Annotated in this window: 19 protein-coding genes; 1 reads left to right on the top strand and 18 read right to left on the bottom strand. The window is 69.8% G+C overall.

The annotated features are described in order from the left end of the window. Positions 1-413: 413 nt before the first annotated feature. Entirely contained in the window at positions 414-1,226 is an 813-nt protein-coding gene (locus ABTZ59_RS26440; RefSeq protein ID WP_351417282.1) for a tyrosine-protein phosphatase, read from the top strand. An 81-nt stretch (positions 1,227-1,307) separates the two neighbouring features. On the opposite strand, the gene ABTZ59_RS37430 is transcribed toward ABTZ59_RS26440, so the two are convergent. From ABTZ59_RS37430 to ABTZ59_RS26530, 18 genes are all read right to left on the bottom strand, one after another. Then, positions 1,308-1,508 (bottom strand): DUF6126 family protein, encoded by a 201-nt coding sequence (locus ABTZ59_RS37430; RefSeq protein WP_503003694.1) that lies wholly within the window; start codon positions 1,506-1,508, stop codon positions 1,308-1,310. Positions 1,509-1,531: 23 nt separating this feature from the next. Next, on the bottom strand, positions 1,532-2,158 hold the full coding sequence (locus tag ABTZ59_RS26450; RefSeq protein ID WP_351417287.1) for a helix-turn-helix domain-containing protein: 627 nt from the start codon (positions 2,156-2,158) through the stop codon (positions 1,532-1,534). A gap of 66 nt (positions 2,159-2,224) precedes the next feature. Further along, complete coding sequence (locus ABTZ59_RS26455; RefSeq protein WP_351417292.1) at positions 2,225-3,616, bottom strand: aspartate aminotransferase family protein; 1,392 nt, start codon at positions 3,614-3,616, stop codon at positions 2,225-2,227. Beyond that, a complete protein-coding gene (gene dxs, locus ABTZ59_RS26460) occupies positions 3,613-5,601 on the bottom strand; it encodes a 1-deoxy-D-xylulose-5-phosphate synthase (RefSeq protein ID WP_351417305.1) in 1,989 nt (662 codons plus the stop codon). Before dxs ends, ABTZ59_RS26455 begins: the two co-directional genes overlap by 4 nt. Before the next feature lie 49 nt (positions 5,602-5,650). Continuing rightward, positions 5,651-6,670: an adenosyl-hopene transferase HpnH gene (gene hpnH, locus ABTZ59_RS26465; RefSeq protein WP_351417315.1), complete on the bottom strand. Its 1,020-nt coding sequence runs from the start codon at positions 6,668-6,670 to the stop codon at positions 5,651-5,653. A 5-nt stretch (positions 6,671-6,675) separates the two neighbouring features. Continuing rightward, positions 6,676-7,365, bottom strand: a complete 690-nt coding sequence (locus ABTZ59_RS26470) for a phosphorylase family protein (RefSeq protein WP_351417319.1) — start codon at positions 7,363-7,365, stop codon at positions 6,676-6,678. Further along, positions 7,365-9,377, bottom strand: coding sequence for a squalene--hopene cyclase (shc, locus tag ABTZ59_RS26475; RefSeq protein ID WP_351417326.1), 2,013 nt, complete (start codon positions 9,375-9,377; stop codon positions 7,365-7,367). Before shc ends, ABTZ59_RS26470 begins: the two co-directional genes overlap by 1 nt. Before the next feature lie 133 nt (positions 9,378-9,510). After that, positions 9,511-10,626, bottom strand: a complete 1,116-nt coding sequence (locus ABTZ59_RS26480) for a polyprenyl synthetase family protein (RefSeq protein ID WP_351417332.1) — start codon at positions 10,624-10,626, stop codon at positions 9,511-9,513. Continuing rightward, complete coding sequence (hpnE, locus tag ABTZ59_RS26485) at positions 10,623-12,008, bottom strand: hydroxysqualene dehydroxylase HpnE (RefSeq protein WP_351417342.1); 1,386 nt, start codon at positions 12,006-12,008, stop codon at positions 10,623-10,625. Before hpnE ends, ABTZ59_RS26480 begins: the two co-directional genes overlap by 4 nt. A 271-nt stretch (positions 12,009-12,279) precedes the next feature. Continuing rightward, positions 12,280-13,230, bottom strand: a complete 951-nt coding sequence (gene hpnD / locus ABTZ59_RS26490; RefSeq protein ID WP_503003698.1) for a presqualene diphosphate synthase HpnD — start codon at positions 13,228-13,230, stop codon at positions 12,280-12,282. Then, positions 13,227-14,147, bottom strand: coding sequence for a squalene synthase HpnC (gene hpnC, locus ABTZ59_RS26495; protein WP_351417358.1), 921 nt, complete (start codon positions 14,145-14,147; stop codon positions 13,227-13,229). The genes hpnD and hpnC overlap by 4 nt, the downstream gene beginning before the upstream one ends. A gap of 380 nt (positions 14,148-14,527) precedes the next feature. After that, the gene (locus ABTZ59_RS26500; RefSeq protein ID WP_351417361.1) at positions 14,528-15,313 is read right to left on the bottom strand and encodes an ABC transporter ATP-binding protein; all 786 of its coding nucleotides are present in this window, start codon (positions 15,311-15,313) and stop codon (positions 14,528-14,530) included. Further along, on the bottom strand, positions 15,306-16,235 hold the full coding sequence (locus ABTZ59_RS26505) for an ABC transporter permease (protein WP_351417369.1): 930 nt from the start codon (positions 16,233-16,235) through the stop codon (positions 15,306-15,308). The genes ABTZ59_RS26500 and ABTZ59_RS26505 overlap by 8 nt, the downstream gene beginning before the upstream one ends. Before the next feature lie 166 nt (positions 16,236-16,401). Further along, the gene (locus ABTZ59_RS26510) at positions 16,402-17,274 is read right to left on the bottom strand and encodes a glycosyltransferase family 2 protein (RefSeq protein ID WP_351417584.1); all 873 of its coding nucleotides are present in this window, start codon (positions 17,272-17,274) and stop codon (positions 16,402-16,404) included. Positions 17,275-17,279: 5 nt separating this feature from the next. Next, positions 17,280-18,059, bottom strand: a complete 780-nt coding sequence (locus ABTZ59_RS26515; protein WP_351417374.1) for a CDP-alcohol phosphatidyltransferase family protein — start codon at positions 18,057-18,059, stop codon at positions 17,280-17,282. Beyond that, positions 18,037-19,098 carry an iron-containing alcohol dehydrogenase family protein gene (locus tag ABTZ59_RS26520; RefSeq protein ID WP_351417384.1) on the bottom strand — a complete coding sequence of 354 codons (1,062 nt, stop codon included), beginning with the start codon at positions 19,096-19,098 and terminating at the stop codon, positions 18,037-18,039. Before ABTZ59_RS26520 ends, ABTZ59_RS26515 begins: the two co-directional genes overlap by 23 nt. Then, positions 19,086-19,835: a phosphocholine cytidylyltransferase family protein gene (locus ABTZ59_RS26525; RefSeq protein ID WP_351417391.1), complete on the bottom strand. Its 750-nt coding sequence runs from the start codon at positions 19,833-19,835 to the stop codon at positions 19,086-19,088. The genes ABTZ59_RS26520 and ABTZ59_RS26525 overlap by 13 nt, the downstream gene beginning before the upstream one ends. Next, complete coding sequence (locus ABTZ59_RS26530) at positions 19,832-21,754, bottom strand: DUF5941 domain-containing protein (RefSeq protein ID WP_351417588.1); 1,923 nt, start codon at positions 21,752-21,754, stop codon at positions 19,832-19,834. The genes ABTZ59_RS26525 and ABTZ59_RS26530 overlap by 4 nt, the downstream gene beginning before the upstream one ends. Between the last annotated feature and the right edge of the window lie 42 nt (positions 21,755-21,796).

Consider the following 21,796-nt stretch of genomic DNA (forward strand, 5'->3'; position numbering starts at 1 on the left):
AAGCGAGCCGGACGGCCGGAACAAGATGCTGTATTCGGGCGGTGGCACCCGTTTCGGATATCGCTCGGGATATTCGGTCACCCTGCGTGGATTCCGGTCTCCAATTACCTTACGGAGCAGCAATTCCCCCTCCCGACACCGCCACGCAACGTCACGGATATGATCCTGCTCACGGGCCGGATGCCATCTCCCCCGCGACCGGGGCAGGTTGTCCGGAATCACCCATTCCGGACAGATGCGCATGTGGGTGGTATTCATCCGCGATTCATCGGCGCGAGGTGTCCGAATAATGCGCTTCTGACCCCTCCGGAGCCGGGCCGATTGCCACAGGTTGCCTGAGGAACAAATGTCGTAGGGTCAGAGGTCGACATCGTCGGCGAGCCGCGCCGACGGCAGACACGGAGGAGCACGCCGTGACGCAGCAGCTGCCGCAGGTCCCGTCGACAGAGCCCGAGTTGTCCGGCGTGCGCAACTTCCGCGATGTGGGTGGACTGCCGACCACGGACGGCCGGCGGGTGGCCCACGGCAGGCTCTTCCGCAGCGGACATCTCGCCAACGCCACCCCGGCCGATGCCGCCTTCCTCTCCTCCCTCGGCCTGCACACGATCTTCGACTTCCGCAATGCCGCCGATCTGAAGCTCGACGGCGCGGACGTGGAGCTGCCCGGCGTACGCAATGTGAATCTGCCGCTCACCGACCCGGCGGACGGCGCCGAGTTCTGGCGGATGGTGCGGGACGGCGATCTCGACCAGCTGCGCTCGCTCCTCTCGGACGGCAGAGCGGCGACCCGGATGATCGACTCGTACCGCACGATCATCACGGAACGCACCGCCGAGCACAGCCGCGTCCTGCACTCCCTCGCCGCGGACAGCGTCCCCGCGCTCATGCACTGCGCGGCGGGCAAGGACCGGGCGGGGCTCTCCATCGCGATCACCCTGCTCGCGGTCGGGGTGGAGCCCGAGGCGGTCGAGGCCGACTACCTCAAGTCGAACGACCCGCACCGCCGCTACCCGATCCGGCGCAGCGACAACTCCCCCACCGGGATGTCCTCGGAGGTGATGGAACTACTCAGCCCGCTCTTCGACGCTCGCGCCGAATACCTCGCGACGGCCTTCGAGACCATCGAGAAGACCTGGGGCGGCACCGACCGCTATCTGACCGAAGGCCTCGGGCTCACCCCCGAGACCCGCGAGCGGCTTCGCACCCGCCTCCTCGACCAGAGCTGAGCGCCATCGGGAGCGAGGGCAGCGGCGGAAGCGCGGGCAGCGGCGGGCGTGTGGGCAGCGGTGGCTTCGAAGAGGGCGCCGCTACCCCCGCGCTCCCATCTCGAAGAGCAGATAGAGAAAGGCCGCGAAGAGATGGCCCGCGATCAGATAGGCGAAGAGCCGGATGACCAGCCCGCGCGGGAACTTCCCCTCTTCCTTCATGACATGACCGGACGCGGCGGGTACAGGCCGGCCTTCCGGCGCGTCGGCCGCGCCGGGCACGGGGTTCTCTGACTCGGACATGGTGGCAGACCTCTCTCAGCAGGTCAGCGGCGATGGGTCCCGGCACCGAGGCACAACTCGGCGACGGGGCTCTGCAGCAGGGTATGGACGAAAAGCAGCTCGGTCCCCTCGGGTCCGGCCGCCGCGATCCGGTGCGGGGTGAGCGAGTCGAAGTGCGCGCTGTCCCCGGGGTCGAGCACATGTACGGCGTCCCCGAGGGTCAGCCGCAGCCGCCCTTCGAGGACATGGAGCCACTCCTCACCCGGGTGTACGCGGACGAGGTCGCCCTGCGCCCCGTAGGGGACCTGGACACGCAGCGGCTGCATGGCCCGCCCCGAGCCGCCCGCCTGGTGGTAGGTCCAGCCGTCGGCCTCGACCGGTTCCATCCGGCCGGCCCGGACGATCGGATCACGCTCCGGCGGCATCTCCCCGAGCAGTTCGGAGACCGTCGTACCGTAGATGCGGGCAAGGCTCAGCAGCATCGGGAGCGACGGCTGTCTGAGGCCGGTCTCCAGCCGGGAGAGATGGGCGGGGGAGAGCCCGGCCCGCCCGGCGGCGGTCTCCAGGGTGAGCCGTCGGCCGCGGCGCAGCTCGCGCAGGCGGGGTGCGACATCGGGCAGCTGCTCGGGCAGCCCTTCGGCGGCGGCCTCTCCGGCAGGGGGTGCGCTCATACCCCCATTGCGCCAGAAATTTTCCTCTGGGGCAAATTTCTTACCCCAGAGGCAAAAGACCAGGCCCTAGCGGTTGGCGACGGCCTGCTTCACCAAGGTCCTGCCGAAGTCCCACATCAGTCCACCACCACCATGGGCATCGTCCATGACCGCGGTGAAGGCGTCCACGAAGCGCTCGACCTCCCGCTCCCCGATGGTCAGCGGCGGGATCAGCTTGATCACCTCCAGATGGTCGCCGGAGACCTGAGTGAGGATCCGGTGTTTCTGGAGCAGCGGTACGACCACCATCTGCGCGAAGAGTCCCTTGCGGGCCGCCTGGAGCATGGTCCAGCGACCGCGCAGCTTGATCGAGTTCGGCCGGCCGAACTCGATCCCGATCATCAGACCACGGCCGCGTACCTCGTACAGCAGCTCATAGCGGTCGACGAGGGCGGCCAGGCGTGACCTGAGAAGATCCCCGGTGATCCGTGCGTTGGCGACGACGTTCTCGTCCTCCAGCACGGACAGCACGGCCAGGCCCGCGGCCATGGCCTGGGCGTTGGATCCGAAGCTCGCCGAGTGGACGAGCACCCGGTCCATCGAGGAGTAGACCTTCTTGAAGATCCAGTCCTTGCCGAGGGTCGCACCGACGGGCACATAGCCGCCGGAGAGCGCCTTGGCCACGCAGACGAGATCAGGCTCCACCCCGTCCTCGTGCTGGTACGCGTAGAAGTCCCCGGTCCTGCCGAGGCCGGTCTGCACCTCGTCGACGATGAGCAGCGCCTTGTGCCTGTGCAGCAGTTCCTGGGCGGCGCGCAGATAGCCGGGCGGGGTCTCGTGGACGCCCTTGCCCTGGATCGGCTCGACGACGAAGGCGGCCACATCGCCGCGTTCGAGCTCCCTCTCCAGCGCGTCGAGATCGCCGAGCGGGAGGGCGGTGTCGGGCAGCAGCGGTGCGAAGCCGTCCCGGAAGCCGTCCTCGCCGTTGACCGACAGCGCGCCCGTGGTGAGCCCGTGGAAGGCATGCGAGCAGTAGAGGATCCTGGGCCTGCCGGTCGCGTACCGGGCGAACTTCAGCGCCGTCTCCACGGCTTCCGTACCGCTGTTGCCGAAGAACACCCGGTCCAGATGCGGGGAGTGGGCGAGCAGCTTCTCGGCGAGCAGTCCTGGCAGCGGCTGGCAGTCGAAGCGGGTGAGATCGGCGAGCGAGGCGTCGAGGACGTCGTGAAGCGCCTTGCGTACGACGGGATGGTGCCGGCCGAGGCCCATGACGCCGAAGCCGGCGAGCATGTCGAGATAGTCGTTGCCGTCCTCGTCCCAGAAGTAGGCTCCCTCGGCCCGCTCGTAGAACCGGTCGAAGCCGATGGTGTGCAGCATGCGCGGAAGCTGGTGGTTGAGGTGCTTGGTGTACAGCTCGTAGCGCTCGGCGCCGCGCTCCGCGAGCAGCCGCGACAGATCGAAGCCCGTGGGCTCGGTCATTCCGTGCTCTCCTTGCCTGCCGGGCTCTGCTCGCGCGCCCGGCTCTCCTGGCGCGCCGGCTTCCCCACGCGTGGCGGCGTCTTCCTGGGCTCCGAGGTCTTCTGGGGTGCCGGGGTCTTCCTGGGCGCCAGGGCGGCGCTGATCCGTCCGGCGATCTCCACCGGAGTGAGACCGATGTCGGCCAGCACCTCACCCCGTTTGGCGTGGGCCAGGAACTCCTCGGGGATACCGAAGGTCCGCAAGCGTACGTCCACCCCGGCGTCACGCAGTGACTGTCCGACGGCCGAACCCACCCCTCCGCTGCGGCTGTTGTCCTCGACGACCGCGACGAGCCGGTGCCGTTCGGCCAGCGGGGCGAGCTGTTCGTCGACGGGCTTGACCCATCGGGGATCGACCACCGTGCAGCCGATACCGCGCTCCGCGAGCAGCTGTGCCGCCTGGAGGCATACGGGCGCGAGCGCCCCCACCGATACGAGCAGCACCTCGGCGTCGGCCGGGTGGCGCAGGACGTCCATCCCGCCCACGCGCCCCACGGCCGGGATCTCCGGCCCCGTGGACTCCTTGGCGAACCGCACCACGGTCGGCGCGTCGTGCACGGCCACCGCCTCGCGCAGCTGCGCCCTCAGCTGTCCGGCGTCGCGTGGCGCCGCGATGCGCAGTCCGGGTACGCACTGGAGGATCGACATGTCCCACATGCCGTTGTGGGAGGCCCCGTCGACCCCGGTGACCCCGGCCCGGTCGAGGACGAACGTGACGCCGCACCGGTGCAGGGCGACATCCATCAGCAGCTGGTCGAAGGCGCGGTTGAGGAACGTGGCGTAGACGGCGACGACCGGGTGCAGCCCGCCGGTGGCGAGCCCGGCCGCGGAGACCGCCGCGTGCTGCTCGGCGATCCCCACGTCCCAGACCCGGTCCGGGAATCGCTCGGCGAATTTCGTCAGCCCGACGGGGTGCAGCATGGCCGCCGTGATCGCCACCACATCGGGCCGCTCCTCGCCGATCGCCACGATCTCGTCGCGGAACACCGAGGTCCACGACGGGCCGCTGGGGGGCGCCAGCGGCTCGCAGGTCAGCGGATCCATCACGCCGACCGTATGGAAGCGGTCCGCCTCGTCCTCCAGCGCCGGCGCGTAGCCGCGCCCCTTCTCCGTCAGACAGTGCACCAGTACGGGTCCGTGGAAGCGTTTCGCGCGCCGCAGCGCCGATTCCAGGGCGACCGTGTCATGGCCGTCGACCGGTCCGACGTATTTGAGACCGAGGTCCTCGAACATTCCCTGCGGGGCGAAGGCGTCCTTGAAACCCTTCTTCGCGCCGTGCAGCGACTCGTACAGCGTCCGGCCCACCACGGGGGTGCGCTGGAGTACGTCCTTGCCCCAGGCCAGGACGCTCTCATAGCCGTCGGTGGTACGGAGCGTGGCGAGGTGGTCGGCGAGTCCGCCTATCGTCGGACCGTAGGACCGTTCATTGTCGTTGACCACGATGATCAGGGGCCGGTCCTTGGCCGCGGCGATATTGTTCAGCGCCTCCCAGGCCATTCCGCCGGTGAGCGCCCCGTCCCCGATGACCGCGACGACATGGTCCTCCCCGCTCAGCACCTCGCGGGCCTTGGCGAGTCCGTCGGCCCAGCCGAGCACGGTGGAGGCGTGCGAGTTCTCGATGACATCGTGTACGGACTCGGCGCGGGAGGGATAACCGGAAAGGCCGCCCTTGCCACGGAGTTTGGAGAAGTCCTGTCTGCCGGTGAGGAGTTTATGGACATAGCTCTGATGGCCGGTGTCCCACAGAATTCGGTCGACAGGCGAATCGAAGACCCGGTGCAGGGCGATGGTCAGCTCCACCACCCCGAGATTGGGCCCGAGATGGCCGCCGGTTCTGGCGACCGCCTGAATCAGGAACTGTCTGATGTCCTCGGCCAGTTCACTGATTTCGCTTTCACTCAGCGCCTTGAGATCGCGCGGCCCCCGGATATGCTCCAAGACTGACACGCTCGGGCCCCCTCTCGGAATTCTTCTTCAGCTCACGGTGACGGCGGGGTCACCGCGTCCCGGCGACCGTCTCACGGACCGCCCGCAGGGACTCCTTGAGTGAACCCATGGTGGCGAGGACGGCGGTCGGCTCATAGCCGCAGTGCGCCATGCAGTTGGCGCAGCGCGCGTCCTTGCCGCGGCCGTACTTGTCCCAGTCCGTCTCCTCGATGAGCTGCCGGTACGTCGGCACATACCCGTCGCTCATCAGATAGCAGGGGCGCTGCCAGCCGAAGAGCGAGTAGTTGGGGATGGCCCACGCCGTGCACGGGAAGTCGGCCTTGCCTTCGAGGAAGTCCAGGAACAGCGGGGAGTGGTTGAGACGCCAGCGTGCCCGGTTTCCCCCGGCGAATGATTTCCTGAACAGCTCCCGGGTCTGCTCGACTCCCAGGAAGTGTTCCTGATCGGGGGCCTTCTCATAGGCAAAGGCGGGCGAGATCATCATCTCGTCGACCTTCAGATCGTCATTGAGATAGTTGAGCACCTCGATGATCGTCTGCGGGGTGTCGGTGTTGAAGAAGGTGGAGTTGGTGGTCACCCGGAAACCGCGGCGCTTGGCCTCCTTGATGGCCGCCACGGCCTCGTCGAACACACCTTCCTTCGCCACGGACTCGTCGTGCCGCTCACGCAGCCCGTCGATGTGCACCGCGAAGGCGAAATACGGCGAAGGCCTGAATTTCTCGATCTTCTTGCGCAGCAGCATCGCGTTGGTGCACAGGAAGACATATTTCCTCTTCGCCACCAGCTGCCGGACGATCTCGTCGATCTGCGGATGCATCAGCGGCTCGCCACCGGCGATGGAGACCATGGGCGCCCCGGACTCCAGCACCGCCCCGACGGCCTGGGCAACGGGCATACGCTGCTTCAGGATGCCTGCCGGGTGCTGGATCTTGCCGCAGCCCTCACATTTCAGATTGCAGGCGAAGAGGGGTTCCAGCTCGACGATGAGCGGAAACTTCTTGCGCTTGCGGAGCTTCTGTTCAAAGAGGTACGTCCCGACCCTGATGGTCTGACGGAGCGGCATGGCCATCTAGCTCACCTCCTGGGGAGCAGCAAAGAACGGTGCCATTCATGGAAAGCGGGGAGGACGGCACGGAGAACACGGAAGGCTGATATTCCACCGCGCACTGTGCCAATACGGACGAGCTCATGCTCTGGAGCGTCCACGACCACCCGGACGGCCGCAACCGGGCGGCACCCGGCGCTCAGAGCACTCCGGAGTGTGGCGGCGGACTCCATGTCCACCGCGACCGCCCCCGTGGCGCGCAGTTCGGCCCGCTCCTGACCACGAATCACATGGTCGGAGCCGGTCAGCGCGCCGGTGTGGACCGTACGGCCGGGCACGACCCTGGCCAGCGCGTCCACCAGCAGTGCGGTGTCCGTACAGGGCGTGGCACCGTCCGGGTGCCGGGTCTCGTCGGCGACGATCAGATCCCCGGGGTTCATCCCCGGGACGAGTCCGGCACAGAACCCGGACGCGATCACGGCCGCGTCCCTGTTCCGGGCCTCTCCGAGCGCGCGGGTCACGGCGCGCCGGGCGTTCTTCGGTCCCATGCCCGTACGCAGGACGGTCACCGGCCCCGCCGCGCCGGCCCGCCCCGCGCGCAGGGCGAACCGCTCGATGCCGAGCGCACAGGCGATCAGCAGCGGCGCGGCGGGACCGGGTACCGGCCCCGGCGAGGGACCGGGGGACGGAGCCGAGGACGGGCCGCAGGACCGTTCCATCAGCTCCCCTTGTGGACGCCCGCGAGGACCGCGAGCGGCTTGGGCTCGCCATGGAGGTATCTGCCGAGCGCGGTGAGCGGGAAGACCTGCCGGTAAAGGTGGTAGTTGATGGAGAAGTCCCAGGGAAAGCCGGTACCGGTGAAGTGCGGCTCGTCCCAGGAGCCGTCCTCCCGCTGAGCCGCGGCGAGCCAGGCGATTCCCCGTTCGACGGCCTTGCTCTCCCGCTCGCCGGCCGCGAGCAGCGCGAGCAGCGCCCACGCGGTCTGGGAGGCGGTCGTGGCACCGCGTCCGATCCACGCCTCGTCGTCGTACGAGCGCAGATCCTCGCCCCAGCCGCCGTCCTCGTTCTGCACGGATTCGAGCCAGCTGACCGCGCGGCGGATCGCGGGGTGGGAGACCGGCAGTCCGGCCGCGGTCAGCGCGGGCACCACCGAGCCGGTCCCGTATACGTAGTTGACGCCCCAGCGGCCGAACCAGGCGCCGTTGGTCTCCTGTTCGGCGAGGAGCCAGTCGATTCCGCGCCGGGTACGGGGGTGCTGGGACTTGCCCTCGAAGGCGAGCATCTCGACCACATGCGCGGTGACATCCGCGGACGGCGGGTCGATGACCTCGCCGAAGTCGCAGAAGGGCAGCCGGTTGGGGAACGGGCTGGTGTTGTCGGCGTCGAACGCGCCCCAGGCTCCGTTCCTCGACTGCATGCCCAGATTCCACCGGGCGCCGCGCTCGATGGCCGCGTCGAGCCGCTTGCCGTCCGGGTGCCGGACCCGGCGCAGCGCGAGGATGACCTCGGCGGTGTCGTCGATGTCCGGGTAGTTGTCGTTGTGGAACTCGAACGCCCAGCCGCCCGGGTCGAGTCCTGGCCGGCGTACGGACCAGTCGCCGGGGCGCACGATCTGCTCGCCGAGCATCCAGTCGGCGGCCTTGACCAGGGCCGGATGGTCCGGGTCCAGACCGGCGTCGGCGAGGGCGATGGTGGCGAGGCAGGTGTCCCAGACCGGGGACTGGCAGGCCTCGATCATCCGGGCGCCGTCCTCGCGCCGGACGGCGAACCGGTCGAGTGATTCCAGACCGGCGCGCATGATCGGGTGGTCGAGGTCGTAGCCGAGCAGATGCAAGGCGATCACGGAGTAGACGGCGGGCGGCTGGATTCCGCCCCAGCAGCCGTCGTTCTCCTGCCGTTCGATGATCCAGCGCGCGGCGGCGTTCATCGCGGTGCGGCGCAGCCGGCGTGGCGCGATCTTGTGGTAGGCGCGCAGCGCCTTGTCGAGGCGCTGGAACACGCCGTCCCAACTGGTCATGGGCGCGGCGGACTTGCCGGCGCCGGGCCGCGCGGGGTCGGCGAGCAGCTCGTCCAGGGCGAAGGGCGCGGGCCGTACGGGCCGCTTCGCGGAGACGATGGTGAGCGGCACGATCGTCTGCCGTGCCCAGCAGCCGAAGTCATAGATGTTGAGCGGGAACCACTTGGGGAAGAAGATCAGTTCGGGCGGCAGTTCGGGCAGTTCGTCCCACCTCCACCAGCCGAAGAGGGCGAGCCAGACCCGGGTGAAGACCCGGGAGCCCGCGATGCCGCCGTGTTCGCGCACCCAGTGTGCGGCGCGCGCCATGTGCGGGTCCTCGGGACTGTCTCCGGCCAGCCGCAGGGCGACATACGCCTCGATGGTGGCGGAGAGTTCGCCGGGACCTCCGTAGAAGGTGGCCCATGTACCGTCGGCGCGCTGCTCACCACGGATGAAGAGGGCCGATGCCTCCGTGGTGCGCGCGTCCTGGATTCCGAGGAACTGGCGGAGCAGCAGATCCTCGGCGTCCATCGTCACATTGGTCGCCAGGTCGCCCTTCCACCAGCCCTGGGCGTCCTGCCTGCCGAGCAGATGCTCGACGGATCGTGCGGTGGCCCGCTCGGCGGCGACTCGAAGGTCACCGCCCGCCGCGGGGATGGTGGTTTCGGTCGGTCTGCTGGCCGAGGCTGCGCGGGGTCCCATGGCCCCGGTGCTTCCGTCGGTCGTCGCTGTCATGGCTTCCCCTTCGTGCAGTGGTGTGCTTCTGCTGTGCTGGGGTCTCCGTCGTCCGACGCCCTACGGGCCCTGGACGGCGACTGTTGGGGGTATGGGGTTCAGCCCCTGGAAGGAAGGCATTGGGGGATAGTGATCATCTCTTTCGTACGACGACGAAGTCCGCGAGCGCGATGAGCTGCGCCCGGACCTGATCCGGCATGTCGACACCGTCCAGGGCCTCGATGGCGACAGCGTGCTGCCTGCGAGCCTCCTGCGAGGTCCACTCCCGGCCGCCCGCCTCTTCGATCAACGCCGCCCTGGTGGCGAATTCTTCCTCCGAGAAGGTCTCGAAATCATTGCTCTTGGCGTCGGCGGCGAGCAGTTCGCCGAGCCGTTGCGAGGCCGGGCCGCCCGCGGCGAGCGCGGCGACGACGGGCAGGGACTTCTTGCGCTGACGCAGATCGCTCCAGGTCTGCTTGCCGGTGGCCTCCGGGTCGCCCCAGATGCCGAGCAGATCGTCAACGGCCTGGAAGGCGAGCCCGAGATGGTACCCGTACGCCTCCAGCGTGTCGGCCGTACGGTCGTCGGCGCCGCCGAGGACCGCGCCGATGGAGACGGCGCAGGCGAGCAGGGCGCCGGTCTTGTTGCCCTCCATCTCCAGGCACTCCTCGACGGTGACCCGCTCGCGGTGCTCGTAGGAGATGTCCTGCGCCTGACCGTCGATCAGTTTGCGGGTCGCGGCGGTCAGCCGGCGTGTCGCGCGGCCCGCCTCGGCCGTGCCGATCTCCAGCAGCACCTCGTTGGCGAGCACGAAGAGGGCGTCGCCGACGAGGATCGCCTGGGCGGGGCCGTGCACCTTCCATACGGTGTCGCGGTGCCGGCGCTGCTCGTCGCCGTCCATCAGATCGTCGTGCAGCAGCGAGAAGTTGTGGACCAGCTCCACCGCGACCGCGCCGGGGACGCCCGTCTCGGCGGGGGCGCCGGCGGCCTCCGCGGAGAGCAGCGCGAGCGCCGGGCGCACCGCCTTCCCGCCGTCTCCGTCGGCGGGCCGGCCATCGGCGTCGATCCAGCCGAAGTGGTAGGCCGCGACGGTGTCCATGGGCGCGGCAAGCCGCCCAACAGCGGCGCGCAGCACCGGCGTTGACAGGCTCCGTCCTCGCTCAAGCAGCGCGTGGACATCCGCGGTGTCGACGGCCGGATCAGCCGGGGGCACAGTCGGCACGGTCTCTCCTCTTGTTCCAGTACTCGTTGGTGCGGTGCTCGGACTCATGCCGCCTCCCGCAAGGGGTGTTCATGGCGGTGCCCCAGCTCGGAGAGGGCCGCGCCGGCGGCGCTGAAGCCGCTGCGCACCGCACCCTCCATGGTCGCGGGCCAACCGGTGGCGGTCCATGCGCCGGCCAGGAAGAGGCCGGGGGCACGGGTGTGGGCGGCCGGCCGCAGCCTGCCCACGCCCGGCGCGGGCGCGAACGTCGCGGTGCGCTCGCGTGTCACGAAGAAGTCCCGCACCTCCGCGCCCCTGGCGGCCGGAAGGAGTCGTTCCAGTTCAGGCAGATAGCGCGCACGCAACTCCGAAACGGGCGTGTCGATCTCGTCCTGGGCGGCCGACTGGGACACCGCCAGATACTGGCCGTCCTTCAGTCCCGAGGCGTCGGTACGGTCGAAGACCCACTGGACCGGGCTGCCGAGCGCGGCGAAGAACGGCCGGCGCAGCACCTTGCGGTCGTAGACGACATGGAGGTTGAGGATCGGCGCGGTGCCGATGTCCAGCAGCCGGTCGGAGTCCGCCAGCGCGCCCCCGGGCAGCAGCGAGTGGGCCTCGCGCTGGGCCACGGCGAGGACGACGGCGTCCGCGCGCAGCCGCTCTCCGTCCATGTCGACATGCCAGCCGCCGTCCTCCGCACGGGAGACGGAGCTGACACGGGTACGGGTCTCGGTCCGTACCCCCGCGGAGTCGAGCGCCTTGCGGGCGAGCGTGTCGTGCAGCTCACCGAGCGGGACACGCGCCCAGCCGATGTCGGCGGCTCCGGGCTCGGAGAGCAGCCCGGTCTTGAAGACCATCGCGGCGAGCCCCATGGACGCGTGCGGCGCGGTGGCGTTGAGAGTCGCCACGCCGACCAGGTCCCACAGGGCCTCGATGGTCCGCTCCGACTGACCGTGCCGGCCGAGCCAGGTGGCGAAGTCGATGCCGTCCAGCGCCGGGTCGGCGGGGTCGAGCCGCTTGAGCGCGAGCGCGGCGCGCCCGACGGAGGCGCGCTCGGCCAGGGAGAGATGCGGATACGTCGCGAGCCCGGCGGCCAGATGCAGCGGTACGGGCAGAGCGTTGCGGCGAATCCGTCCCAGCCGGGGCCCCCCGGCCGGGGCGACATCGAGTACGGGTACGTCCAGCCGGTCCTGGAGCGGCGCGAGCGCGGCGCCGTCCACCCGGTCGAGGAACCAGCGGTACGCCGTACAGCAGCGCAGATACACATGCTGGCCGTTGTCGATGGTGAGATCGCCACGCTGGAAGGAGAAGGCGAGACCGCCGAGCCGGGGCCGCCCCTCGACGAGCGTCACCCGCACTCCGGCGTCGGCGAGCTGAAGCGCGGCCGTGATCCCGGCGAGTCCCGCGCCGATCACGACCGCGTGACGGGTTGTGCCCTCGGCCGTTGTCATACCTGCCCCCCGTGTCCGCGAAGTCCCGCTGGGCCCGCCACGCCCGGCGGCCCCGCCCTGCGGGCGGACGATGCTGCTTTCACGACACGCCCTACGGCGCTTCCATGACGTTTCCCCATGGCCGGCGTTTCAGCCACCGGTTCAGCCACCGGTTCCGTCGCGGTCAAGGACGCGTCAGTGCGCCGAGGGGTTGAGAACCGTGGGTGTGTGTGCGTGTTCCGGTGGATTCCGCGGGGCGTGGGGATCGGGCCGAATCTGGCGGTGAGCCGCATCAGCCACGCCTCCTGATGGTCTGCCGGGAGATCTGGCGCGCGTCGAGCCCCGAGAGCCCGCGCACGGCGACATAGGCCTTCTCGCGTCCCGGCAGCGAGACCCTCCCGCGCAGCACGGCACCGGGATCGCGTGCGATGCGGTCGAGCAGCCGGCGGTAGATACCGGCCATGGCGGCGACGCAGGCGCCGCTGCGCCGGTCGAGCATGGGCAGCAGACGCAGGCCCTCGGCGAAGAGCGCGCGGGCGCGGCGTACCTCGAAGTGCACCAGTCCTGCGAAGTCGGCGCCCGCCGCCGGGGTCGCGCTGTGGAAGCCCGCGGAGCAGCCGAACTTGGCGAGGTCGTCCGAGGGCAGGTACGTACGGCCGTTGCCCGCGTCCTCGCGCACGTCGCGCAGGATGTTGGTCAACTGGAGGGCGAGGCCCAGCGTGTCGGCGTACTCGGCGGCGCGCTCGGCGCCGGGCGCGCCGGGGGTGGTGCCGAACACGCCGAGCGACACCCGGCCGATGGCGCCCGCGACACACCGGCAGTAGGCCTTGAGGTCGTCCCAGGTCTCATAGGTGTCGCCGCGTACGTCCATCAGCACGCCGTCGATCAGCTCGTCGAGGCCGCCGAGCGGGATCGGGAAGCGGCGCGACGCGTCGGTGAGCGCGACGGCGACGGGGTCGGTGTCGTCCTCGTCCACCGCACCCTTTCTGACCCGCTCAAGGAGCGCACGGGTGTCGTCGAGGCGTGCCTGCTTGGCCTCCGGGGCGAGTGTGCCGTCGCCGATGTCGTCCACCCGCCGCGAGAGGGCGTACAGCGCGGACATGGCCTGTCGCTTCTCGGCCGGCAGCAGTCTGATGCCATAGGCGAAGTTACGGGCCTGCTGCCCGGTGACGGCCTCGCAGTAGCTGTAGGCCGCCAGTACCGGCGCGGACATGGGCGTCTGTCCCTCCACGTTCCGGCTCACCCCTCTCTGTGCGCACTTCGCAGGACAGCTCCCACTTCGCGCAGCAGACGCGGCTTGGTGGGCTTGGGCGGTCCGGGGAGCACATCGTGCCCGGCGGCCGCGATCGAAACGAGGGCGGCACGCCCTCCGGCGACGAATCCGGCGAGCAGCAGCCGGAGTCTGCCGTGGACGCTGCTCACCAGCGGGATGCCCTCTTCCAGCAGCTGCCCGGCACGTTCGGCCTCGAAGGCCACCAGCGCGCGCACCGACGCGTTCGCGGTGCCCGCGGCGAGGTCCGCCTCGGTGACATGAAACCTCTTCATGTCCTGGGCGGGCAGATAGATACGGTCCCGGCCGAGGTCCTCGGTGACGTCCTGGAGGTGCTCGACGATCTGGAGCGCCGTGCAGACGGCGTCGGAGCGGCGGACGCGCTCGGGGCTCGCGGTGCCGGTGATCTCAAGGACGAGACGGCCGACCGGGTTCGCGGACAGCTCGCAGTAGGCGAGCAGGTCGTCATAGGTCTCGTAGCGGCGTACCAGCTGGTCCTGACGGTTGGCCGCGATCAGTCCGAGGAACGGCTCGGGGGTGAGCGAGCGTCGCCGCACGGTCGACGTCAGGGCGCGCAGCAGCGGATGTGCCGGAGCCGGGCCCCGCGGTGCGAAGAGGCGCCGCAGATCGGCCTCGAAGGCGTCCAGCATGACCACGCGGTCATCGGCCTGGGAGGGGTCCACGCCCAGGTGGCGGGCGTCACCGCCGCCGGGGGCGAGATCGCCGTCACCGATGTCGTCGACGAGCCGCGCGAAGCCGTACACGGCCATCAGATCGTCTCGCCAGGCACGTGGCAGGAAGAACGGGGCCACGGGAAAGTTCTCGTCCGCGGCCTTGTCCAGGGTGGTGCGCGCGGAGGCGTCGGAGCGTACCTGTGGGGGGCCCGTCATCGCGTGCTGCCCGGTACGGGGACGGCGGAATCCTCGCGGAGCTGGAGATTTTCCGTCATTGCCGTCACATCTCCCGTTCTACACTGCTGACCCAATACATCCCATTTCGGACACGCCGCCCGCTCCTCCGAGTACAGAAGGCTGCCAGGCAGGCGGGGGGCTCCGTGGGAATGACCCCACTTGCCGCGAATCAGCCCAGCACAGCTTACGTTGTACAGCTAAGAGGAACACGTCGGGGTGTTACGCGCATTACAAGAACTGCGCAATACATGCCAACCTTCCCCCGACCCACCGGACTTGACCGATCCTTGACGATTGACTCACCAGGAGGCCCCCGCCGGGGCGATCCGGCGGGGGCCCTTCGATCATGTCCGACCGGACTACTTGCCGGTCTCCTTCTCGTACGCCTTGATGACCTCGTCGGTCGGGCCGTCCATCAGCAGCTCGCCCTTCTCCAGCCACAGCACCCGGTCACAGGTGTCCCTGATCGACTTGTTGCTGTGGCTGACCAGGAAGACCGTACCCGCCTCCTTGCGCAGCTCACGGATCCGCTGCTCGGAGCGGATCTGGAACTTCCGGTCGCCGGTGGCCAGTGCCTCGTCGATCATGAGGACGTCGTGGTCCTTGGCGGCGGCGATGGAGAACCGGAGCCTGGCCGCCATGCCGGAGGAGTACGTCCGCATGGGGAGGGTGATGAAGTCGCCCTTCTCGTTGATGCCGGAGAAGTCGACGATCTCCTGGTAGCGCTCGCGGATCTGCTCCCGTGTCATCCCCATGGCCAGACCGCCGAGGATGACATTGCGCTCACCGGTCAGATCGTTCATCAGGGCCGCGTTGACCCCCAGCAGGGACGGCTGGCCGTCGGTGTAGACCTTGCCGCTCTCGGCCGGCAGCAGACCGGCGATCGCACGCAGCAGGGTCGACTTGCCGGAACCGTTGGTGCCGATCAGCCCGATCGCCTCGCCGCGGTACGCGGTGAAGGTGACCCCCCGGACGGCATGGACCTTGCGGACGCCCCGCGACTCCCCCTTGTCGCGGCGGAGTATGCGGCTGAGCGCGGCGGTGGCGCTGCCGCGGCCGCCGCCACCGCCGTTGACGCGGTACACGATGTGCACGTCGTCGGCGATGACCGTGGGGATACGCCCCTGCGTGTTCTCCTCAGCCACGGCCGTAGCGCTCCTCAGCCTTCCAGAAGTAGACGAAGCCGACGACGCCCAGCAGCACGGCCCACAACAGCGCGACCAGCCAGACATGCGCGGGCAGGTTGTCGGAACCGTACCCGTCGATCAGCGCGAACCTGACCAGGTCCATATAGACGGCGGCCGGGTTGTACTGGAGTACGTCGGCGATCCAGGCGGGCTTGTCCTGGAGCATCAACGGGATCGAGAACATCACGCCCGAGGCGTACATCCAGGTGCGCATCACGAACGGCATCAGCTGGGCGAGGTCGGGGGTCTTGCTGCCCAGCCTCGCCATGATCAGCGCGAGACCGGTGTTGAAGACGAACTGGAGCGCCAGCGCGGGCACGACCAGCAGCCAGCTCAGGGCCGGGTAGCTGCCGAAGGCCACCGCGACGGCGACCAGCACGATCATCGAGAAGAGCAGTTGCTGAAGCTGCTGGAGGGAGAAGGACACCGGCAGCGAGGCCCGCGGGAAGTGCAGGGCCCGCACGAGCCCCAGATTGCCGGAGATGGCGCGGACGCCCGCCATCACCGAGCTCTGGGTGAAGGTGAAGACGAAGACCCCGGTGACCAGGAAGGGCACGAAGACATCCTGCGGGATGCCCTTCTTGGTCCCCAGGAGCAGGCCGAAGATCAAGTAGTAGACGAAGGCGTTCAGCAGCGGGGTCGCCACCTGCCAGAGCTGGCCCAGCTTCGCCTGGCTGTACTGGGCCGTGAGCTTCGCCTGGGAAAAGGCCAGGATGAAATGACGCCGGCCCCACAGCTGCCGGAGGTAGTCGCGCAGCCCTGGCCGGGCACCGCTCACCGACAGACCGTACTTGGCGGCGAGATCCGCCGCGGACAGACCGTCGTCGGGCGACGGGGGGGCGCTCACAGCGATCGCACCCTCTTGGGTTGTGTCACTCACAAGTTGAAACTTTCGTGTTCAAGATGCGCAGCCGGTCGGGCGCGGGCGCGGACGGCCCGGCCCCGGGGGGGTTAAGAGGCAGGCGGCCTCTAGGGCCTCTCGTTTGGATCATGCCGGGCTGATCCAAACGAAAGACCCTAGTCCGATGCTCTCAGAACCGAGCTTGTCAGATGACAGGCGGTCGGCCCAGCCGGGTCAGCCGCCATACCGTACGCCACTTCATCGGACGGCGCGGCCCGCACGGGGTCGCCCAGCCCTCCCGGAACCCGCCGAACCACGCCTTCAGCGCGGACACGGAAGGCCGCCGGACCAGGGTGAGCAGCACCCAAACGCCGAGATAGAACGGGACGACGGGGGCGGGCAGATTGCGACGGGCGAGCCAGACCCGGTTACGGGCCACCATGCGGTGATAGACCGCGTGCCGGGACGGCGGCATGGTCGGGTGGTTCAGCACCATGTCGGCGCGGTAGTCGATCATCCAGCCCGCGTCCAGCGCCCGCCAGGCGAGATCGGTCTCCTCGTGGGCGTAGAAGAAACCGCCGGGCAACGCGCCGACCTGCGCGAGGACCTTCGTACGTACGGCACTGGCGCCGCCGAGGAAGGTCGTCACCCGGGAGGACCGCAGCGGGTCCGAGGCGCGCAGCCGCGGGACATGGCGGCGCTGGGTGAGACCGGTCTCCGGGTCGGTGATCCGGAAGCTGACGATCCCCAGCACGGGGTCGGCCGCGAACGCCTCGCGGAGCAGTTCGGCGGTGTCGGTGTGCGGCAGCAGACCGTCGTCGTCCAGGAAGAGCAGGGCGTCCACGTCCGAACCGGCGGCCCCGAACGCCTCGATCCCGACATTGCGGCCGCCGGGGATCCCGAGGTTCTCGGGCAGCTCGACCGTCCGTACGCCGTCCGGAACGGCGCCTACGGGGGCGCCGTTCCCGACCACGACGATCTCGACCGGGTCGCCGTTCTGGCGCCGGACGGAATCGATCAGCGCACGCAGTTCGCCGGGGCGGTCACCCATCGTGATGATCACCGCGCCGAGCCGCATATCGCTCACCTCAGCCTGCTGGACGCCAGGATGGAGACCAGGTGCAACACGGTCTGTACGACGGCGATCGCGGCCAGGACCGCGATCCCGAGGCGGCTGAAGAACAGATCGCCCCTGACCGAGTCCAGGATCGCCAGGAGCAGGATCAGCAGGGACGCCTCGATCCCGAGGATGAGCCGGTGGAACTTGAGCGCCCCGGCGGCCCTGCGGGCCAGCGCCATACCGGACGAGCGCGGCTCGGAGGCCGCCTCCTTGACCGGAGCCAGGCCCTGCTGATGACGGGCGACGCCGACCAGGTCGGTCTCGGCCTTGACCATGATGGCGCCGAGGGCGGCGAGCGTGCCGAGGAAGGCCCACAGCCAGTCGATCCGTCCGGTGCCCCACAGATCGGCGCCGCGCAGCCCGAAGCCGAGCAGAACGGCGGCGTCGCACAGATAGGCGGCGACCCGGTCCAGATACACCCCGGTCATCGAGTACTGCTTCTTCCAGCGGGCGATCTCGCCGTCGACGCAGTCCAGCAGCAGATAGAGCTGGACCGCCAGCACACCGAGCACCGCGCCCGTGATCCCCGGCACCAGGAGGGCGGGGGCGGCGAGGGCACCGGCGACGGTCATCACATACGTCAGCTGGTTGGGCGTGACGCGCGTGTTCACCAGATACCGGTCGACGCGCAGCGAGATCTCCCGCATGTACAGGCGCCCGGCCCAGTGCTCACCGCTGCGCCGGTCCTTGACCCCCTCCGGGTGTACGACCGGGCGGAGTTCAGCTACTGATGGTCTTGGCATAGTCGGCGTACGCGTCCCTGATGTGGTCGGTGGACAGGTCGAGGTGTTCGAGGATGGTGAAGCGGCCGGGACGGGTCTGCGGCGCGTAGGCGACGGCCCGGACGAACTCCGCCACGGAGAAGCCGATCTCCTCGGGCAGCACGGGCAGCCCGTGCCGGTGCAGCACCTCGGTGAACAGGTGCGACTGCTCATGGGCGCCGCGCAGATGCATGGCGAAGGCGGCGCCGATGCCGACCTGCTCTCCGTGGAGCGCGGAGCGCCTGGGGTAGAGCAGGTCGAAGGCGTGACTGATCTCATGGCAGGCACCGGACGAGGGGCGGGTGTCCCCGCTGATCGACATGGCGATACCGGTGAGCACCAGCGCCTCCGCCAGGACGGTCAGAAACTCGTCGTCGCCGACCCCGCCGGGGTGACGCAGCACGGCTTCGCCCGCGGTACGGGCCATGGCGGCGGCCAGTCCGTCCACCGGCTCGCCGTTGATGCGGTGCGACAGCTCCCAGTCCGCGATGGCCGAGAGGTTCGAGATGGCGTCGCCGATGCCGGACCGTACGAAGCGGATCGGCGCGTCCCTGATCACATCGAGGTCGATGACGACGGCGATGGGGGTGGGGACGCCGTACGAGCCGCGGCCGTTGTCGTTGTCGAGCGTCGCGACCGGTGAACACAGGCCGTCGTGCGAGAGGTTGGTGGCGACGGCCACCATCGGCAGGCCCACCCGGGCAGCCGCGTACTTCGTCACGTCGATGATCTTGCCGCCGCCGAGGCCGACCACGGCGTCGTACCGCTTGCCCTTGATGTCGTCGGCGAGCCTGACCGCGCAGTCGATCGTGCCGTCCGCGACGGAGAACCAGTCCGCGCCCGGCAGGTCCGGTGCGAGCCGTTCGCGCAGCACCTGTCCCGAGCCGCCGCTTGTGGCCACGGCGAGCCGGCCCGAGCTGGAGATCCGCTGGTCGGCCAGGAGGCCGGCGAGATCGTCCAGGGCGCCGCGGCTGATGTCGACGACGACCGGGGACGGGATGAGCCGGGTCAGTACTGGCACGCGATCTCACGGCCCTTCGCGAGGTCGTCGTGGTTGTCGATCTCGACCCAGGGGATGTCGCCGATCGGCGCCACATCGAGGGTGAAGCCGCGGTTCACCAGCTCCTGGTAGCCGTCCTCGTAGTAGAGGTCGGGGTCCCGTTCGAAGGTGGCCTTGAGCGCGTCGGCGAGGTCCGCGGCGGCCTCGGGCTCGATCAGGGTGACCCCGATGTACTCGCCGGTGGCGGTGGCCGGGTCCATCAGCTTGGTGATCCGGCGTACGCCCCCGGCGCCGTCCGTGATGACCTTCATCTCCTCGTCGGCCAGCCGCTTGACCGTATCGAGGGCCAGGATGATCCGGCGGTCCTCGCCGCGGGCGGCGAGGAGGGTCTTCTCCACGGAGACCGGGTGCACGGTGTCGCCGTTGGCGAGGATCACACCTCGTGTCAGCACATCGCGCGCGCACCAGAGGGAGTAGGCGTTGTTCCACTCCTCGGCCTTGTCGTTGTCGACGAGGGTGAGCTTCAGCCCGTAGGTCTTCTCCAGCGCGGCCTTGCGCTCGTACACGGCCTCCTTGCGGTAGCCGACGACGATCGCGGCCTCGGTGAGACCGACCTCGGCGAAGTTGCCGAGCGTCAGGTCGAGAACCGTGGTGGTCCCCTGCCCGGCCGGGTCCACCGGCACGAGGGCCTTCGGCAGCGTGTCGGTGTAGGGGCGCAGACGCCTTCCGGCACCGGCGGCGAGTACGAGGCCGATCATGCGGGTTCTCCTTCGTCATGCACGGCGGGGGCTCCGGAGGACACCCAGAACCGGATGGACTCCGTGAGCGCGACCAGCGCCACGGCGACGGCGAGCACCGTCAGTTCCAGCGGGAAGTCGAATGCGCGCGTGGAGAAGGCGGCGCAGACGGTGACCAGCAAGGTGCGGCCCTCGTGGCCGCCGAGCGCCCAGACGAGCGGGCGGGGCGGGGCGCCGGTGCCGCCGCGGATGCGGTAGACCGCGTCGTAGTGATGGTAGGCGACCGCCGCGACCAGCCCGAATGCCGCGGGCAGCGCCCCGGGCACATCGGCGCGGGCGGCGAACAGCAGGATCGTGCTGTACTCGGCCGCCCTGAAGACCGGGGGGATCAGCCAGTCGAGGGGGCCGCCCATCCGGTGGGCGACGGCGAACCCCGAGGTCAGCACGTACACCAGGGCGCCGAGGATGAGCACGGGGCTGTCGAAGGGCACGTAGCCGGGCCAGGAGCCCCGCAGCGGGCCGAAGGCCGCCGTGGCGACGACCGTGACACCACCGGCCAGAGCGACCAGGAAGGGCAGCACGCCGGGCAGCGCGCGAGCCGGGCGGCGCAGCAGCCGCGCGACGATCTCCGCGAGCGGCCCCGAGTCGGACAGGTCCGCGAGCGCCTGGGCGGCCCGGTCGGTACGGACGGCCTTACGGGTCACCGAGCGCAGGACGCGGCCCGCGGTGGTGTAGCAGGCGGCGAAGGCACAGCCGATGAGCAGCGCGTAGAAGACGATCCGGGGGGTGGTGAGGGCGGTCAGCACGGCGATCATCGCCCAGCGCTCGCCGATCGGCAGCACGATCATCCGGCGCACCCAGACCGTCCAGCCGACGCTGTCGAGTCTGCTGGAGAGCGCGGCGGTGGGGGTGCCCACCACGGCCTTCCCCGAGGAGTTCGCGGCGGTCGCGTCGACGTTCGCCTCGTTGAACGAGAAGTCGACGACATGGCGACAGGTCTGGAGAACCATCGCACCGAGCGCGAGCGCCCATACGTCGTCGCCGCCCCGCGCGGCGCCGAGCGCCAGACCCGCGTAGTAGGCGTACTCCTTGGCCCGGTCGAAGGTCGCGTCGAGCCAGGCGCCCATCGTGGAGTACTGGAGGGAGTAGCGGGCGAGCTGCCCGTCGGTGCAGTCCAGGACGAAGGAGAGGAGCAGCAGCGCGCCGGCGGCGACATAGCCGCCGCGGGTGCCGGTGGCCGCGCAGGCCGCCGCGATCAGCGCGGTGATCAGCGAGGCGGTGGTGACCTGGTTGGGGGTCAGTCCGCGCCGGGCGCACCAGCGGGCGAGATAGCGGGAGTACGGGCTGATGCAGAAGGTGGTGAAGAAGCCGTCGCGGGCCTTCACGGCGGAGCGCAGCCGTACGGCCTCGTCGTCCACGGCGGCGACGGCGGCCTCGGCCTCTTCCCGGGCGGTGGCGTCGGCCGGTACGGCGGCGACGAGCGAGCCGAGTCCGGGGTGGGTGACGGCGGTGCCGGCGGCGTCGAGCGCGGTGGCGACCCGGTCGGCGAGCGGTTCACACGGGGCTACGGCGGTGGTGGCCGGCCGCGCCGGCTCCGTCGTGCCGCCGGCCTGCCGGGGCCCGTCCTCTGTCTCGTGTGTCTCGTGCAGGGACGTCATGGCGCGCAGCAGCGCGGCACGGGTCCCGGGCTGGGCGGTGAGCGCGCCGGGCACGGCGGCGGCCGGGAAGCGGGGGTCGGTCAGGGCCAGCCGCAGCGTGTGGAGATGACCGACGAAGCGGGAGTCGACCAGCGCGACCCGCTCGGTCGCGGGGGCGGCGGCGAGCAGGTCCCGGGCCTCTTCCGCGCCCGGTGCGGTACGCACGTCGAAACCCAGCGACCGCAGATCGCCTTCGAGCGACGATCCGGGTACCGGTGGACCGGTGAGGATGGCGGTCGACAGACGAACTCACTCCTTGGCGCTGACAGGGCTGGGTGCGCGGCG

Origin of the sequence: Streptomyces sp. NPDC094034 (genome assembly GCF_040303865.1) — a bacterium.
Lineage (GTDB): Bacteria > Actinomycetota > Actinomycetes > Streptomycetales > Streptomycetaceae > Streptomyces.